Source organism: Microbacterium sp. LWH10-1.2 (assembly GCF_038397765.1).
GTDB lineage: Bacteria > Actinomycetota > Actinomycetes > Actinomycetales > Microbacteriaceae > Microbacterium > Microbacterium natoriense.
Genome location: NZ_CP151638.1, coordinates 2641002 through 2656665 on the forward strand (window position 1 = coordinate 2641002; position 15664 = coordinate 2656665).

The 15664-nt window shown below is 69.1% G+C and carries 16 protein-coding genes; 8 read left to right on the forward strand and 8 right to left on the reverse strand.

From position 1 onward, the window contains the following. Positions 1 to 405, reverse strand: a complete 405-nt coding sequence (locus tag MRBLWH10_RS12580; protein ID WP_341940121.1) for a MerR family transcriptional regulator — start codon at positions 403 to 405, stop codon at positions 1 to 3. A 61-nt stretch (positions 406 to 466) separates the two neighbouring features. Here MRBLWH10_RS12580 and MRBLWH10_RS12585 point away from each other — a divergent pair, with 61 nt between their 5' ends. Continuing rightward, positions 467 to 1372 carry an NAD(P)/FAD-dependent oxidoreductase gene (locus tag MRBLWH10_RS12585; RefSeq protein WP_341940122.1) on the forward strand — a complete coding sequence of 302 codons (906 nt, stop codon included), beginning with the start codon at positions 467 to 469 and terminating at the stop codon, positions 1370 to 1372. A gap of 25 nt (positions 1373 to 1397) precedes the next feature. Here the strand turns inward: MRBLWH10_RS12585 and MRBLWH10_RS12590 are convergent, their stop codons facing one another. Both MRBLWH10_RS12590 and MRBLWH10_RS12595 read right to left on the reverse strand, forming a co-directional pair. Beyond that, positions 1398 to 2027 carry a histidine phosphatase family protein gene (locus MRBLWH10_RS12590; RefSeq protein ID WP_341940123.1) on the reverse strand — a complete coding sequence of 210 codons (630 nt, stop codon included), beginning with the start codon at positions 2025 to 2027 and terminating at the stop codon, positions 1398 to 1400. Between the two features lies 1 nt (position 2028). Then, positions 2029 to 2403, reverse strand: coding sequence for a DUF5684 domain-containing protein (locus MRBLWH10_RS12595; protein WP_105675982.1), 375 nt, complete (start codon positions 2401 to 2403; stop codon positions 2029 to 2031). A 129-nt stretch (positions 2404 to 2532) separates the two neighbouring features. Between MRBLWH10_RS12595 and aspS the strand changes: the two genes are divergently transcribed. Beyond that, positions 2533 to 4314, forward strand: coding sequence for an aspartate--tRNA ligase (gene aspS / locus MRBLWH10_RS12600; RefSeq protein ID WP_341940124.1), 1782 nt, complete (start codon positions 2533 to 2535; stop codon positions 4312 to 4314). Positions 4315 to 4446: 132 nt separating this feature from the next. Here the strand turns inward: aspS and MRBLWH10_RS12605 are convergent, their stop codons facing one another. Further along, complete coding sequence (locus tag MRBLWH10_RS12605; RefSeq protein WP_105675978.1) at positions 4447 to 5277, reverse strand: TSUP family transporter; 831 nt, start codon at positions 5275 to 5277, stop codon at positions 4447 to 4449. Between the two features lie 25 nt (positions 5278 to 5302). Here MRBLWH10_RS12605 and MRBLWH10_RS12610 point away from each other — a divergent pair, with 25 nt between their 5' ends. From MRBLWH10_RS12610 to MRBLWH10_RS12635, 6 genes are all read left to right on the forward strand, one after another. After that, positions 5303 to 5818 (forward strand): GNAT family N-acetyltransferase, encoded by a 516-nt coding sequence (locus MRBLWH10_RS12610; RefSeq protein ID WP_341940125.1) that lies wholly within the window; start codon positions 5303 to 5305, stop codon positions 5816 to 5818. A gap of 202 nt (positions 5819 to 6020) precedes the next feature. Further along, the gene (locus MRBLWH10_RS12615; protein WP_341940126.1) at positions 6021 to 7160 is read left to right on the forward strand and encodes an ABC transporter substrate-binding protein; all 1140 of its coding nucleotides are present in this window, start codon (positions 6021 to 6023) and stop codon (positions 7158 to 7160) included. Beyond that, positions 7157 to 8086 (forward strand): ABC transporter permease, encoded by a 930-nt coding sequence (locus MRBLWH10_RS12620; protein WP_223587045.1) that lies wholly within the window; start codon positions 7157 to 7159, stop codon positions 8084 to 8086. Before MRBLWH10_RS12615 ends, MRBLWH10_RS12620 begins: the two co-directional genes overlap by 4 nt. Continuing rightward, positions 8083 to 8877, forward strand: a complete 795-nt coding sequence (locus tag MRBLWH10_RS12625; protein ID WP_223587046.1) for an ABC transporter permease subunit — start codon at positions 8083 to 8085, stop codon at positions 8875 to 8877. Before MRBLWH10_RS12620 ends, MRBLWH10_RS12625 begins: the two co-directional genes overlap by 4 nt. Beyond that, positions 8874 to 9953: an ABC transporter ATP-binding protein gene (locus tag MRBLWH10_RS12630; RefSeq protein WP_105675968.1), complete on the forward strand. Its 1080-nt coding sequence runs from the start codon at positions 8874 to 8876 to the stop codon at positions 9951 to 9953. Before MRBLWH10_RS12625 ends, MRBLWH10_RS12630 begins: the two co-directional genes overlap by 4 nt. Before the next feature lie 108 nt (positions 9954 to 10061). Further along, positions 10062 to 10241 carry a DUF1508 domain-containing protein gene (locus MRBLWH10_RS12635; protein WP_105675965.1) on the forward strand — a complete coding sequence of 60 codons (180 nt, stop codon included), beginning with the start codon at positions 10062 to 10064 and terminating at the stop codon, positions 10239 to 10241. Between the two features lie 74 nt (positions 10242 to 10315). Here MRBLWH10_RS12635 and MRBLWH10_RS12640 read toward each other — a convergent pair whose 3' ends face one another. The 4 genes from MRBLWH10_RS12640 to MRBLWH10_RS12655 form a co-directional block, all read right to left on the reverse strand. Beyond that, positions 10316 to 12703, reverse strand: coding sequence for a DUF2156 domain-containing protein (locus MRBLWH10_RS12640; protein ID WP_341940127.1), 2388 nt, complete (start codon positions 12701 to 12703; stop codon positions 10316 to 10318). Continuing rightward, positions 12700 to 14001 (reverse strand): alpha/beta hydrolase-fold protein, encoded by a 1302-nt coding sequence (locus tag MRBLWH10_RS12645; RefSeq protein WP_341940128.1) that lies wholly within the window; start codon positions 13999 to 14001, stop codon positions 12700 to 12702. The genes MRBLWH10_RS12640 and MRBLWH10_RS12645 overlap by 4 nt, the downstream gene beginning before the upstream one ends. 110 nt (positions 14002 to 14111) lie before the next feature. Continuing rightward, positions 14112 to 14867, reverse strand: a complete 756-nt coding sequence (locus tag MRBLWH10_RS12650; protein WP_341940129.1) for an amino acid ABC transporter ATP-binding protein — start codon at positions 14865 to 14867, stop codon at positions 14112 to 14114. Further along, positions 14864 to 15607 (reverse strand): amino acid ABC transporter permease, encoded by a 744-nt coding sequence (locus MRBLWH10_RS12655; protein WP_341940130.1) that lies wholly within the window; start codon positions 15605 to 15607, stop codon positions 14864 to 14866. The genes MRBLWH10_RS12650 and MRBLWH10_RS12655 overlap by 4 nt, the downstream gene beginning before the upstream one ends. Positions 15608 to 15664 lie beyond the last annotated feature (57 nt).

Sequence of the window (15664 nt, forward strand, 5' to 3'; positions counted from 1 at the left end):
TCAGAACCGGGCGAGGACGTCGGCGACACCCTCGCGGAAGCGCGGGCAGGTGGCGATGTCGTGCGACCGGCAGCGCATCGCGTGCTCGGTCATCTCCCGCGACCGGCGCATCTCCTCCATGCGCCGGTCCAGATCGTCGAGGTGCTCCTGCAGCACCTGATGCCGACCAGCGCTCCCGTCGTCGAGCAGCACCCCGATCTGCTCGAGGCTCATCCCCGCCGCCTTGCTGCGCTGGATCACGGCGATGCGGACGACCTCGTCCTCCCCGTAGCGGCGCCGGTCGGCCATGTCGCGTTCGGGCCGCAGCAGGCCCACCGCCTCCCAGTGCCGCAGCACGTTGGTGGGGAGGTCGAAGCGGGCGGCGACTTCGCCGACGGACCACGGATGCTCGGCGCTTGACTTCATGTCGACATGAAGTCACAGACTGAGCGGGAACGCAACCCCATCCACGGAAGGACACTCGCACATGTACGACGCGATCGTCATCGGCGCAGGCCCCGCGGGCCTGCAGGCGGCACTCACGCTCGGACGCATGCACCGGTCGGTGCTGCTCCTGGACTCGGGCGAATACCGCAACGGCACGGTGCTGCACATGCACAACGTCGTCGCGAACGACGGCACCCCTCCCGCCGAGTTCCGGGCGACCGCACGCGCGCAGCTCGGCGCCTACGACGACGTGGAGATCCGCGATGTCCGCGCCGAGAGCGTGTCCGGCGGCGAGGGAGACTTCACCGTGGCGCTCGCCGACGGCTCCACGGCGTCGGGGCGGAACGTCATCCTCGCGACCGGGGTGGTCGACGACCTGCCCGAGATCGCCGGGCTGTCGGAACTCTGGGGCACCCGAGCATTCTCCTGCCCCTTCTGCGACGGCCACGAGCACGCGGGGAAGCCGATCGCGGTCCTCGGTGGAGCGGCGCGCGCCGAGCACCTGATCGGCATGCTCGGACGGATCGTGAGCGAGATCTCGGTCATCCCCGTGGGGACCGCCTTCACGACCGAGGAGGTCGTGTCCCTCGAGGCCCGCGGCGCCAGGGTGAGCGGCTCGGCGGTCGTCGCGGTCTCGGCCGCTGACGCCGGTGTCGTGGTGCGCACGTCCGACGCCGAGCACACCGTCGCCGGTGTCTTCGTCGCCTCGGGGACGATGCGTCAGCGCGCACCGTTCGCGGCGCAGCTCGACCTGCGGATGCTCGAGTCCGGCGCGATCGAGATCGACGACTTCGGACGCACCTCCGCGCCCGGCGTCTTCGCGGCCGGCGATCTCGCGCACCGCGCGACGCTGCCGGGACCGATGGCCGCAGTGATGCTGGCGGCGACGGCCGGCCAGCTCGCCGCGGTGGGGATCATCCAGTCGCTGCTGGCCGCCGAGCACTGACCCGGAGCGCCGAGGGCGTCAGGGGTCAGACGGCGCCGACGTCCACGGCGCCCTCGGTCGTCGCCGGTTCCGCATAGGCGACCTCGCGCCACACGTCGCCGACGAGCTCGAAGGACGTGACGCTCGACAGCGCACATCTCCGCGTGCGCGGGTCGTGCCGCAACGGCAGGCCTGCCACGCGGAGATGCGTGATCCAGATCGGCGCCTGGTGCGAGACCATCACCACGTCGCCGTCATCGGCTGCGTGCCAGGCCTCGCCCATGGCGCCCAGCATCCGCTCCGCGATCGAGGTGTACGGCTCACCCCAGCTCGGCAGCGACGGCTGCCGCAGGTGCCACCAGTTGAGCGGATTCATGAGCGAGCGGCGCATCCGAGTGCCCTCGAACACGTTGGTCGGCTCGATGATGCGGATGTCGATCTCCGGCACCAGGTCGAACCGCTCCGCGAAAGGCTCCGATGACTCCTGGGCGCGCTCCAGAGGCGAGGAATACAGGGCGGCGACCGGCCGACCCAACGAGGCCACGTGATCGGCCGCCGCCTGCGCCATGCGACGTCCCGCGGTGCTCAGGTGGTAATCGGGCAGCCGCCCGTAGAGCACCCGCGCGGGATTGTGCACCTCGCCGTGTCGGACGAGGTGCAGTCGCTTCGCCGGCACGTCAGGCCTTGCTGTAGCGGGACTCGCCGAAACCGAGGATCAGGTAGCCGATGTAGGGGAACAGGAACAGCAGGAAGAACGAGAAGACGCCGCCCTTGCCGAAGCGCTCACCGAGCTTGATCGCCACGATGATGCCGAACACGAAGCCGACGATCGGGATGAGGTACAGCAGTGCGAGCCATCCGGACATCCCGGCGATGCGCACCAGGATGACGATGTTCACGATCGGGATGATCGCGAGGATGCCGGGGTACCCCGCCTTGGAGAACACCTTCCACAGGCCGATGGCCACCAGGACGTAGAAGACGAGCGCGATCAGACCGGTCGTGCCGGAGAAGATCGATGCGTAGAGATCGGAGATGCCGTTGGAGTCCACGATGCACCCTTTCTGTGTGATGGCTGTGTCGAGGCGATCATACTGATCGACACCACACAGGCGGGGAGGCGATCCGCGCCCACGTAGAATGGGCGGGTTCATCATTTCCCAGATCAGGAGGAATCCTCCGTGCTTCGCACTCACTCCGCAGGCTCCCTGCGAGCCGAGAACATCGGTCAGACCGTCACCCTCACGGGCTGGGTCGATCGTCGTCGTGATCACGGAGGAGTCGCGTTCATCGATCTTCGGGATGCCTCGGGCATCGCCCAGGTCGTCATCCGCGACGAAGAGGTGGCCCACCCGCTGCGCAACGAGTTCGTCCTCAAGGTCACCGGAGAGGTGTCGCGTCGTCCGGACGGCAACGAGAACCCGAACCTGCCGACCGGCGAGATCGAGCTCATCGCGAGCGACGTCGTCGTGCTGAACGAGTCGGCCCCGCTGCCGTTCCAGGTCTCCACGGCTCTCGCCGAGACCGAGAACGTGGGCGAGGAGGCTCGCCTCAAGTACCGCTATCTCGACCTGCGGCGTCCTGCGACGGCATCCACTCTGCGTCTGCGCTCGAACGTCTACAAGGCGATCCGCGACGTGCTGCACGCCGAGGACTTCACCGAGGTGGAGACGCCGACGCTCACGCGTTCCACTCCCGAGGGCGCCCGCGACTTCGTCGTGCCCGCGCGCCTGCACCCGGGCAGCTGGTACGCGCTGCCCCAGTCGCCGCAGCTGTTCAAGCAGCTGCTCATGGTCGGCGGCGTGGAGAAGTACTTCCAGATCGCGCGCTGCTACCGCGACGAGGACTTCCGCGCCGACCGTCAGCCGGAGTTCACGCAGCTCGACATCGAGATGAGCTTCGTCGACCAGGAAGACGTCATCGCCCTCATGGAGTCGCTCGTCGTCGCCATGTGGAAGACGATCGGCGTCGAGGTGCAGACCCCTCTGCCCCGCATCACGTACGCCGACGCCATGGCGAAGTACGGCTCCGACAAGCCCGACCTGCGCTTCGGCCTGGAGCTCGTCGAGGCCACCGAGTACTTCGCTGAGACGCCGTTCCGCGTGTTCCAGGCGGAGTACGTCGGCGCCGTTCGCATGCCCGGCGGAGCCTCACAGCCCCGCAAGCAGCTCGACGCCTGGCAGGACTGGGCCAAGCAGCGCGGCGCCCGCGGCCTCGCCTACGTGCTCTTCAACGAGGACGGTTCGCTCGGCGGCCCCGCCGCCAAGAACCTGTCCGAGGCCGAGCAGGCAGGGCTCGCGGCGCTCGTCGGCGCCGAGTCCGGTGACTGCGTGTTCTTCGCCGCGGGTTCGGCGAAGGAGAGCCGCGCGCTCCTCGGCGCCGCGCGCGTCGAGATCGGCCGCCGCCTCGGCTACCTGAACCCGGACGAATTCGCGTTCACCTGGGTCGTCGACGCTCCGATGTTCGAGTCCGCAGCGGATGCCGTCGCCTCGGGTGACGTCGCCGTGGGCGCAGGGGCCTGGACCGCCGTGCACCACGCCTTCACGGGTCCGAAGCCCGAGTTCGAGGACACCTTCGACACCGACCCCGGCTCGGCTCTCGCCTACGCGTACGACATCGTGTGCAACGGCTCCGAGCTCGGCGGCGGATCGATCCGCATCCACCGCGAAGACGTGCAGAAGCGCGTGTTCGAGGTCATGGGCATCAGCGACGAGGTCGCACAGGAGCAGTTCGGCTTCCTGCTCGACGCGTTCAAGTTCGGCGCACCGCCGCACGGCGGCATCGCGCTGGGCATGGACCGCGTGCTGCAGCACCTGTCGAAGAGCGAGTCGATCCGCGACGTGATCGCCTTCCCGAAGTCGGGCGGCGGCTTCGACCCGCTCACCTCGGCTCCGGCGCCCATCAGCCCCGAGCAGCGCGCCGAGGCCGGCGTCGACTTCGTCCCGGAGGACGACGAGGCCTGACCCTCGCACGGCGCCCGACCACCCGCTCGTTGAGCGACCTCATCCTCCCGGTCGTTGAGCGAGCGAAGCGAGACGAAACGCCTCATGTTCCCTGGAGCATGGGGCGTTTCGTCTCGTCGCTTCGCCCCTCGCTCACCGACCGGGCAGGCCGAGCGCCGGGGCGATGTTCTCGTTCCAGACGTCGACGCCGAGCTTCGCGATGAGGCCGATGACCACGATGAGGAAGACGACGCGGATGAACGTCGTGCCGCGGGAGATGGCCATGCGCGACCCGAGGTAGCTCCCCGCCACGTTCGCGACGGCGAGGATGCCGCCCAGCAGCCACAGCACCGAGCCGTGCGGGATGAACAGCAGCAGCGCCCCGGCGTTGGTCGCGAAGTTCACGATCTTCGCCTTCGCGCTCGCCTGCAGGAAGTCGTATCCCAGGAGAGCGACCAGGGTGATCACGAGGAACGTGCCGGTACCGGGGCCGATCATGCCGTCGTAGAAGCCGATTCCGAGGCCGGCCGCCCCCGCCGCGATGTGATGCCGGTGGCCGCTGAAGCGCAGCTGCGTCGCGGCCCCCATCTGCGGGCGGAAGGCCGTGAACAGCGCCACGGCCAAGAGCGCGACGACGATGATCGGCTTGAACGCGGCGGACGGGAGCACCGTCGCGACCGCCGCCCCGCCGAACGACCCGATGAGCGCGATCACCGCCATCGGCACCGCCGTGCGGATGTCGGGCTTGGCCCTGCGGTAGTAGGTGATGCTGCTCGTCGCCGTGCCGAAGACAGAGGCGAGCTTGTTCGTCGCGAGGGCCTGCACCGGAGCCATCCCGGGGATCAGGAGCAGGGCGGGCAGCTGCAGCAGACCGCCGCCACCCACGACGGCGTCGATCCAGCCGGCGGCGAACGCGGCGATCACGACGAGGATCAGCGTGCCCCAGGTGAGCTGCTCCAGCCCGAGCACAGCGCCGATGTCCATCCGCCCAGGATGTCAGACTGGGAGCATGCTCGACGCCCTGCCGCTGCCGCACGTCTTCGAATCCCGAGCCGGACGGGCCACGCTGAGGCGCGCGACGGCTGACGATGCGGATGCTCTCATCACTCTGCTCTCCGACGATCCGATCAGCGCGGCGCGGGGCGACGTGGCCTCCGCCGAGGACCGTCCCGCGTACGAGACCGCCCTCGCAGAGATCCTCGCCGAGGCGTCGAATGACCTGGTGGTCGTCGAGCTCGCCGGCCGCGTCGTCGGCACGATGCAGCTGACGTCCATCCCCGGCATGGCCCGCCGCGGCGCACGGCGGCTCCTCGTCGAAGCCGTCCGCGTCCGGAGCGATCTGCGCTCATCGGGGATCGGGTCGGCGATGATGCGCTGGGTGGCGGATGCCGCGGCCCCCGCGCTGGACGCGGCGATGGTCCAGCTCACCTCGGACGCCGCCCGCGTCGACGCGCACCGCTTCTATGAGCGGCTGGGGTACACGGGCTCGCACGTGGGCTTCAAGCTCGGCATCCCTCAGGACTGACCCCGGCGCCTCTTCCCGGCGCCTCTCCGCGGCGCCTCTCCGCGGCGCCTCTCCCCGGGGCGTCAGCCGGCACGCAGCATCCGTCAGCCACCACCCGGTCATCTGTCGTTCACCCGACCCGCGACGATCGGCAACCTCCACCCCGTAGCGTCCACTCGCAACCCGACCCGGCGTACCCGCGCCGGACACCGAGAGGACCCTCATGGCACACTTCCCCCGCCGCGCCCGCTTCGGCGCCGGCATCGCCCTCGCCGCCACGGCCGCGCTCGTCCTGGCCGGATGCGCATCCGGCGGCGACGCTCCCGCCGCTGACGGCGACAAGGTCGACGCGGCATCCGCGACCTCCGTCTCCGACTTCGGCACGTTCGCCGACCTCGAGGCCGCCGCCAAGGCCGAGGGCGCGCTCAACGTCATCGCCCTCCCCCGCGACTGGGCGAACTACGGCGAGATCCTCGATCTCTTCGCGAAGAAGTACCCGGAGATCACCATCAACGAGGCCTCCCCCGACGTGTCCAGCGCCGAGGAGATCCAGGCCGCCGAGACGAACAAGGGCCTCGACACCGCACCCGACGTGTTCGACCTCGGCATCGCGGTCGCCCTGCAGAACACGAAGAGCTTCGCCCCCTACAAGGTGCAGACGTGGGACGAGATCCCCGACAACCTCAAGGAGTCCACGGGTCTCTTCGTCGGCGACTACGGCGGGTACATGTCGATCGGCTACGACTCGTCGAAGTACGACGCCCCGAAGACCCTCGACGACCTGCTCGGCACCGACTACAAGGGCGCCGTGGCGCTGAACGGCGACCCGACGCAGGCCGGAGCGGCCTTCGCGGCGGTCGGCCTCGCCACCGTGCAGTCCGACGGCACCCTCGACGACTTCGAGCCCGGCATCGACTTCTTCTCGAAGCTGCAGAAGGCCGGCAACCTGCTCAAGGTCGACGTGACCACCTCGACCGTCGCGAGCGGTGAGACGCCCGTCGTCTTCGACTGGGACTACCTGAACACGTCGCACCAGAAGGACAACGAGAACTGGAAGGTCGTCGTCCTCCCGGGCACCGGCTACTCCAGCTACTACAACCAGGCGATCAACGCCGACGCCCCGCACCCGGCGGCCGCGCGCCTGTGGCAGGAGTTCCTGTACAGCGACGACGTGCAGAACCTGTGGCTCAAGGGCGGCGCACGCCCGGCGCGCGTCGACGCGATGACCGAGGCCGGAACGATCGACAAGGACCTCCTCGCGAAGCTCCCCGAGGCTCCGGAGAAGACGGTCGTCCCGACCGAGAAGCAGTCCGCCGACGCCGGAAAGCTCCTCGGCGAGAAGTGGGCAGCGGCGGTCCAGTGACCTCGACTGCGCTGACGGGGGCGGATGCCGCGGCATCCGCCCCCACCCCGACCGCCGGACCCTCGCGGGTCCGGCGGTTCGCCCCTTCCCTCTCCTGGCTGGGACTCGTCCCCTTCGCCGTCTACGTGGTCCTGTTCCTCGCCGTCCCGACGGTGCTCTCCATCGGCTCGGGCTTCTTCACGAAGGACGGCAGCTTCACCTGGACGAACCTGACCGCCCTCGTCGACCCGGTCGTGCTCACGACCTTCGCCAACTCCGCCTGGCTGTCGCTGCTGACCGCCGCCGTCGGAGCGGTCGTCGGCGCTCTCGTCTGCTACGCGCTCCTCGGCATGAACCCCGAGGGCATCGTCCGTCAGACGGTGGATGCCGCGGCCGGCGTGCTCGCCCAGTTCGGCGGCGTCATGCTCGCCTTCGCCTTCATCGCGACGATCGGCATCCAGGGCGTCATGACGCTCCTCCTCAAGGACACGTTCGGTCTCAACATCTACGAGAACGGCACGTGGCTGTACGAGCTGCCCGGGCTGATCCTGCCCTACATCTACTTCCAGGTCCCGCTCATGGTCATCACCTTCATGCCCGCCCTCGCCGCTCTCAAGCCGCAGTGGGCCGAGGCCAACCTCACGCTCGGCGGCACCAGGACGAGCTTCTGGCTGCGCATCGGCATCCCGGTGCTCGCGCCCTCGTTCCTCGCCAGCCTGCTGCTGCTGTTCGCCAACGCGTTCTCGTCGTACGCGACCGCGGCGGCCCTCGCCAGCCAGGGGTCGCAGATCGTTCCCCTGCAGATCCGCACGGCGCTGACCAGCGAGACCGTGCTCGGCCGCGAGAACCTCGCAGGGGCCCTCGCTCTCGGCATGATCGTCATCGTCGGCATCGTGATGGCGCTGTACTCGTCCATCCAGCGTCGGGCTGCGAGGTGGCAGGCATGAACCGCCTCGGCCCCTCGCCACTGACCCGCTGGATCATCGGCATCCTCGTCGGTGCGTTCTTCGCGATCCCTTTGGTCTCCACGCTGCTGTACACGCTGCGCGATCCGAAGGGCGGCCTCTCGTTCGCGCGCTGGATCGCCCTGTTCGACCCGGTGAAGTCCGCCGCGATCAAGCCGATCTGGATCGGTCTCGGCAATTCGCTGGTGCTCGCCCTCGTCACGGTCGTGATCGTGCTGCTGATCCTCGCACCGACCATGATCCTCGTGAATCTTCGTTTCACGAGGCTCAAGCCGGTGTTCGAGTTCGTCGCCCTGTTGCCGATCTCGATCCCCGCGATCGTACTCGTCGTCGGCCTCGCCCCGATCTACCTGCAGATCGGGCGGGCACTCGGCACCGGGACCTGGACACTCGCGTTCGCATACGGCATCACGGTTCTGCCCTTCGCCTACCGCTCGATCCAGGCATCCATCGACGCGGCCGATCTGCGCACCCTCTCGGAGGCCGCGCGCTCGCTCGGTGCCAGCTGGCCGACCGTCGTCCTCCGGGTGCTCGCACCCAACCTGCGCCAGGGGCTGCTCGCCGCTTCCCTCATCTCGATCGCCGTGGTCCTCGGCGAGTTCACGATCGCATCGCTGCTGAACCGGCCCGTGTTCCAGACCGCCATGGTCGTGGTCGGAAAGCAGGACCCGTATGCCCCGGCGATCTTCACGCTGCTGGCGCTGCTGCTCGTCTTCGCCCTGCTCCTCCTCATCGGCCGCCTCGCCCGCGGCACCCGAAAGGCCCGCTCATGACTCTTCCCCGGACTGCCGACAATATCCTCCTCGCCGAGGCGGGAGAGGGCACCCGCGTGCAGCTGCAGGGCATCGTGAAGAGCTATGCCGGCACCACCGTGCTGCACGGCGTCGACCTCGACATCGCTCCGGGCGAGTTCGTCTCGCTGCTGGGCCCGTCGGGCTGCGGCAAGACCACGCTCCTGCGGGTGCTCGCCGGCCTCGAGGGCGCCGACCAGGGCGCCGTGCTCCTCGGCGGAGGGGACGTCTCCCGCGTACCGACGAACAAGCGCGACATCGGAATGGTGTTCCAGTCGTACTCGCTGTTCCCGCATCTGAGGGTGGTCGACAACACCGCCTTCGGGCTGCGTCGTCGTGGGGCAGGCAAGGCGGATGCCGCGGCGCGGGCCCTCGACGCCCTCGCTCTCGTCGGCCTCGCAGACTTCGCCGACCGTTTCCCGCATCAGCTCTCCGGCGGCCAGCAGCAGCGCGTGGCACTCGCCAGGGCTCTCGTCACCGAGCCGAAGGTGCTCCTGCTCGACGAGCCGCTCTCCGCGCTCGACGCGAAGGTCAGGGTGCAGCTGCGCGACGAGATCCGCCGCATCCAGCTGCGGCTCGGCATCACGACGGTGTTCGTCACCCACGACCAGGAGGAGGCCCTCGCGGTGTCCGATCGGATCGCGGTGATGAACTCCGGCCGCATCGAGCAGATCGGCTCTCCCGAGCAGCTGTACACGACGCCGTCCACGGCAGGGGTGGCCGCATTCGTCGGGCTCTCCAGCGTCGTCTCCGGAGTGGCCGAGGGCGATCACGTCACGGTGTGGGGGCAGCGACTTCCGCTCCAGAACCCCGCGGACGGCCCCGTCGACGTGTACCTGCGCCCGGAGAACGTGTACTTCGCATCGGAGGCGGATGCCGCCACCGACGCCCTCGTCGAGGAGAGCACCTTCCTCGGCAGCATGCGGCGCACCCTGGTGCGCACGGAGTCGGGTGAGCTCGTGCGTCTGCAGCACTCCCCCGGCATCCACCCCGCCTTCGGAGACCGCGTGCGCATCGCCGTGTCCCCCGAACCCGTCGCGGTGCATCCGCGCGGCTGAACGCCGCCGCGACGATTCGTGACGACGCCCTTCCCCCCGCTGCCTCCCGGGGCTAGCGTGTTCCCGGGAGGGGCGTCGTTCCCTCGATCCGAAGAGAAAGGACGCCTCATGGCAGGCAAGTGGGAGCTGTACACCGACAAGTCCGGCGAGTACCGGTTCCGTCTGAAGGCGGGCAACGGCGAGGTCATCGCGCTGTCCAGCGAGGGCTACTCCTCGAAGTCGGGAGCCCTCAACGGCATCGACTCGATCCGCCGGAACGCCGACTCCGAGATCGTCGAGACCGACTGACCGTCGGACTCCGCATCACGACGAAGACCCTCCGCGGCCGATGAAGGCAGCGGAGGGTCTTCGCTATCCATGACTCAGCGCCGCAGAGTCCTCGCCAGGGCCAGGTACTCCGACGCCGTGACGTGCGGGAGATAGGCCCTGGCGAGCGCCAGCCCGATCGCCGGCAGCCGACCGGGATCCGGGTAGGCCATGTACAGGGGCCGGTACTCCGGATTGAACTTGGCCTTGAACTGCAGCAGCGAGCGGAACCCGTACGCGGGCTCCAGCACCCGCCCCAGCCACGACAGCAGCTCCGACATCGTGCCGTCGCCGATCTCCCCGGTCTGCGCCAGCGGCGCCCCGGAGAGGCTCATCACCGCGAGCCCCTCTCCCTGCATCCGCAGCGCGGCGGACGCGAGCAGGAACTCCATCACGCCGGGCATCGCGTCATCCGCACGCCGCATGAAGTCCAGGGTCCACCCCACCCGCTCGCCGCCCTCCCACACCGGCAACCAACTGGTCACGGCCTGGAGGCCGCCGTCGGGTCCGATGGCGAGCATCAACGCCACGTCCGGGTCCTTCAGCTCGTCGAGACCGCCCAGGGTGAAGCCCATCTCGGGCAGCGCCTTCTCCGCGATCCAGTGCTCGCTGAGGGCCTCCAGCTGCGCCGAGAGCGCGGCGGGAAGGTCTCGCCACCTGGTCCACTCGGCGCGCAGCCCGTCGCGCTCCCCACGCCGGTAGGGCTGGCGCACCTTCGCCCAGGAGCGCCCTTCGAGCCCGAAGCCCTCCAGCGGCACCACGGTCTCCTCGCCGACGGGGATCTCCGTCCACCCCAGTGCACGCGTCACCGGAAGCGTCTCGTCGTGCACGCTGTAGAGCACCGGCATCCACCCCTGCCGATCGCAGAAGTCGACGAAGCCGCGCACGGTCGCCGCGGCGTCCGCGCCGACCGGATCGGCGACCGCGATCGCGATGCCCGAGATCACCCGATAGGCCATCGCCCCGCCGCCATCCGGTGTGAACCAGTGCCGGCTGCCCTCCCAGGTGCCGAGGAACCCGAGCGTGCCGCTGTGCGCGTGCAGGAGCGCACGGTGGCGATCACTCTCATCGACGGACGCGCCGATCGCCGGCGCACGCAGCAGCCGCACCAGCGCGAACGCCGTCACGATCCAGAACAGCACCCCGATCAAGTGCCTCACGAGTGGGGCCGCACCGCCGAAGTGCGTGTGCGGGTGCCCGTGGGTGAATCCCGCAGGCAGCAGACGCCGCAGGGAGTCCAGCAGCGCGAAGCCGATGTCTCCGCCGGACAGCAGCACCACGACGACCCCGACGACCAGGGCGGATGCCGCGGAGACCGAGAGGGTGACGGCGAAGCGCCGCACTGCACTGCCCTCGGCCCTCACCGCGAACCGCCGACGTGTCGCCAGCAGGACGGCGGCCATCGCGATCGGGACGAGAAGGGCGACGACGGCGAAGCCGGGGAACGCCCGGTCGATGGCGACGATCTCCGCCGGATGCCGCAGGTCGTCCATGCCCAGGCTCACGCCGATGAGCGCAGCACTCCCGACGTTCACGAAGAGCGCGAGGATCCACCCCGCCCTCCTCCCGGCCCGCACCCCCATGGCCGCGATCAGGCTGAGGAGAACCGGCGCGAGACTCGACAGGAGCGACCAGGTCCCGAAGCCCAGCCCGGCCACGCAGCGATCGGAGAGCTGCGCCGCGCAGCGGGTCAGGATCGCGTCGACGCCGGTGCCGCGGAACCCCGCGATCACCGGAGAGAGCGGCCCGACGCCCACCCCGGTGATCAGGACGATCAGCGGCCCGAGTCCTGTCACGGCGACCGCGGCGGCGACGAGCGCCCGCACCTCGCCATAAGAGCTGCGGTGCCACAGCGGATGCCGCACCCGACGCGCGAGCACCATTCCGACGAAGACTCCGATCACCGCCGAGAACAGCCGGTACACGCTGTCGACGTCGCCTCCGTACAGCGCGAACATCAGGAGCAGGGAGAATCCCAGCAGTCGGATACGCCGACGCCAGAGCGCAGGGGCGAAGGCGCTGGCCGCCATGATCGCTCCCACGACGCCGATCGCGGGGTCGAGCACCGGCTCGGCCGTTCGCGCCCAGACCGCGCCCTGCGATGCCGCGAGAGCCTGTGTGCCGATGCCCGCGAGAGTCCCGAGCACTCCGGTGCCCACGATCAGGAGGACGCTTGTGACGGTCCCCAGCAGCCGCTCTGAATACGCGAGGACCGTGAGGATCAGCAGCAGGGTCAGGATCAGCTCGATCAGCGAGTCCGGCACCAGCAGCGCGGTGAACGGCGTCCACCAGCGCCCGTCGGCGATCGCTGCCGGACTCGCCGCGAGCCAGCGCGGATGAGCCCTCCACAGCGTGCCGCAGACGAGCGATGTCAGTACGAGGGTCGCGGCGAACGACGACGACACCGGATGGGCGCGCAGGTGCCTCAGCGCGCGGGCGATCATGACACCAGCCCCCATCGCGGCGCGAGCACCCGCAGCGCCTCGTCGAGCCCGCCGGAGAGAGCGGGCCCGACGTGACCGGCTCCGGGGATCGAGAAGAACTGGGTCTCGAATCCGGCAGACCTCGCCGCTTCAGCCCCACGCTGCGCCGCTGGACTGTACACGTGATCGTCCGCACCCGCGGTGAACAGCGCGAAACGGCCCGCATAGGCGCCGGGGTGCTGCGCGAGCACGGTCTCGGGCTTGTTCGCATCGAACGCGGCCCGGTCACCGGCGAACGCGTTCTCGAGCACCGGCGTCGGGTTCTCCATCCCTGGGTACTCCTCCCCGGAGATGCTCACGAAGGAGCCCCAGATCTCGGGATGCGTCGCGCCGTAGAGGAAGGAGCACGCGCCGCCGTTGGAGTATCCGCTGATGGTCCAGTTCGCGGGTCCCGGCAGAACGCGCAGGTGGGTGCGGATCCACTCGGGGATGTCGGTGTTGATGTACGTCTCCACGCCTCCGTACGCACGGGAGTCGGCGCACCCGGGGTTCTGGTCGGAGGCCCCGAGCTGATCGGCCACGATCACGATAGGCCCGAGTCCCTGGTGCGCTGCCGCGAAGGCGTCGACGGCGGTCTGGATCGCGGTCGGCGACGGGCTTCCCGGCAGCCCCATCATCTGCACCATCACGGGGAGCGCCGGCGGGTCCTTCACGAGCGCCGCGGGCGGAAGGTAGATGGCGGCGTCACGGGGTTCGAAGCCGGCGGTCGAGGGGATGCGCTGGGCTCCCGACAGCTGTCGGACCTCCCCGTGCGCCGGCATGTCGGCCGGCGGACGCCAGGTCTGAGCGAGCGGCGGGTCGGAGCTGGGCGTCGGGAGCGGTGTGGAGAACGTCCCCGCCGGGGGCAGCGCCGACAGCTCGAGCAGGTCGCCCAGCGTGCGGTCGAGGCCGAATGCGGCGTTGACGCCCAACACGGTCGACAGCAGAGAGCCGAGGATCGCAAGGGTGGCGATCGCCTTCCGCCACAGCCCCGAGTCCCACAGGTGCACGATCCCGAGCGCGACCGCGGCGAAACCTCCTGCGGCCCACCAGGGAACCGCGTCCGGCAGCGGAGTGCCGAACACATCGAAGGCGTCGATCGCCCCGCAGACGACCGCCCCGAGAAGTGCCCCGACCGCGACGGCGACGACCATCCGGCGTACGCGCCGGATGGTCGTCCTCCGCATCGGAAGAGCGGCGAGCAGAAGCGCGGTGGCGCTCCACACGATCAACGGGAGCGTGCCCCCGGAGATGTCGAGACCCAGAAGCGCAGCAAGCATGCCCCCTCGATTCCCGCGACCACGTGTCGTGCTGACCTGATCGTAGGACCGCTCCCCCGCATGACTCCTAGGCGTGCGCTATGCGCCCGCTCGGAGTCTGCTGAGGCTCGTCAGAGGACGCGCGAGAGGAAGTCCTTCGTGCGCTGGTGCTGCGGGTTGCCGAGCACTTCGCGCGGATCGCCCTCTTCGACGATGTGCCCGCCGTCCATGAAGATGAGCCGAGAGCCGACCTCGCGCGCGAAGCCCATCTCGTGGGTGACGACGAGCATCGTCATCCCCTCGTCAGCCAGAGTGCGCATGACCTGCAGCACCTCGCCCACGAGCTCGGGGTCGAGAGCCGACGTCGGTTCGTCGAACAGCATCATGTCGGGGTTCATGCAGAGGGCCCGCGCGATCGCGACACGCTGCTGCTGACCACCCGAGAGATGCCCGGGGTAGGCGTCGGCCTTGTGCCCCATGCCCACGCGGGCGAGCATCTCATGCGCGACCTTCTCGGCCTCCTCCTTGCCCCGCTTCTTCACGCGCCGCTGGGCGATCGTGAGGTTGCCGAGCACGCTCATGTGCGGGAAGAGGTTGAAGCTCTGGAACACCATGCCGATGCGGGTGCGCACCCGGTCGATGTCGATGTCGGGGTCGGTGATGTCGATGCCCTCGATGAGCACCTTGCCGCCCGTGGGCTCCTCGAGCAGGTTCACCGAGCGCAGCAGCGTCGATTTGCCCGATCCCGAGGGGCCGATCACGCACACGACCTCTCCGGCGGTGACGGTGAGATCGATGCCCTTGAGCACCTCGTTGTCGCCGTAGGTCTTGACGAGGCCCTGCACATCGATCGCGGGCGCGTGGACATCAATCAGGTCGGTGATCATCGCTGCTTCGCCATCCGTCGCTCCAGGTACGCGGTGAACCGCGTGAGGGGGATCGTCACGATCAGATACAGGATCGCCGCCATGACGAGTGGCGTCGCGTTCTGGTTCGCGCTCGTCGCGTCCTTCGCAAAGTTCGTGAGTTCCTTCGACCATGGCAACGTTCCAACGACGAAGAGTAGCGAGGTGTCCTTCAAGAGCAGCACGAACTCGTTGGTCAGCGGCGGGATGATGATCCGGAAGCCCTGCGGCACGACGATCCAGAAGGTGGTCTTCATCGGAGACATGCCGAGAGAGCGCGCCGCTTCCGTTTGCCCCTTCGGGACTGCTTGGAGACCCGCCCTGATCGTCTCGGCCATGTACGCAGAGGCGACGAGGACGAGACCAATCAGTCCGAGAACCACTGGACCGCCGAGTTGCGTCGCCCTCACGCCGGTGGCGATTGGCAACACGATGCCGATCGCGAAAATCGTGAGGATAGCCGGAAGCCCTCGGAACAGCTCGATCCATGCGGTCGCGATCCAGCGGAACGGGCCGATGCTCGACATCTTCAACAGCGCCAGTACGACGCCCAGCAACAATCCTCCGGCAAAGGCTGCCGCCGTGAACCACAGGGTGTTCACCAAGGCCATCGTGATGATCTCGGGGAACATCTTCGCCGCGATCTCCGGATTGAAGAACAACGGTCCGAGCCTTGCCCAATCGGCGCTGAACGCAGCCCAGACCACGACGGCGATCAGCACCGCGTAAACGGTGTATCGGTACAGCTTCTTCTTCTGAGCGCGCCTCAACGCCATTGT

Coding starts and splice junctions, on each gene's coding strand:
- MRBLWH10_RS12580 (WP_341940121.1), bottom strand. CDS start 405: ATGAAGTCAAGCGCCGAGCATCCGTGGTCCGTCGGCGAAGTCGCCGCC.
- MRBLWH10_RS12585 (WP_341940122.1), top strand. CDS start 467: ATGTACGACGCGATCGTCATCGGCGCAGGCCCCGCGGGCCTGCAGGCG.
- MRBLWH10_RS12605 (WP_105675978.1), bottom strand. CDS start 5,277: ATGGACATCGGCGCTGTGCTCGGGCTGGAGCAGCTCACCTGGGGCACG.
- MRBLWH10_RS12610 (WP_341940125.1), top strand. CDS start 5,303: ATGCTCGACGCCCTGCCGCTGCCGCACGTCTTCGAATCCCGAGCCGGA.
- MRBLWH10_RS12615 (WP_341940126.1), top strand. CDS start 6,021: ATGGCACACTTCCCCCGCCGCGCCCGCTTCGGCGCCGGCATCGCCCTC.
- MRBLWH10_RS12625 (WP_223587046.1), top strand. CDS start 8,083: ATGAACCGCCTCGGCCCCTCGCCACTGACCCGCTGGATCATCGGCATC.
- MRBLWH10_RS12630 (WP_105675968.1), top strand. CDS start 8,874: ATGACTCTTCCCCGGACTGCCGACAATATCCTCCTCGCCGAGGCGGGA.
- MRBLWH10_RS12635 (WP_105675965.1), top strand. CDS start 10,062: ATGGCAGGCAAGTGGGAGCTGTACACCGACAAGTCCGGCGAGTACCGG.
- MRBLWH10_RS12640 (WP_341940127.1), bottom strand. CDS start 12,703: ATGATCGCCCGCGCGCTGAGGCACCTGCGCGCCCATCCGGTGTCGTCG.
- MRBLWH10_RS12645 (WP_341940128.1), bottom strand. CDS start 14,001: ATGCTTGCTGCGCTTCTGGGTCTCGACATCTCCGGGGGCACGCTCCCG.
- MRBLWH10_RS12650 (WP_341940129.1), bottom strand. CDS start 14,867: ATGATCACCGACCTGATTGATGTCCACGCGCCCGCGATCGATGTGCAG.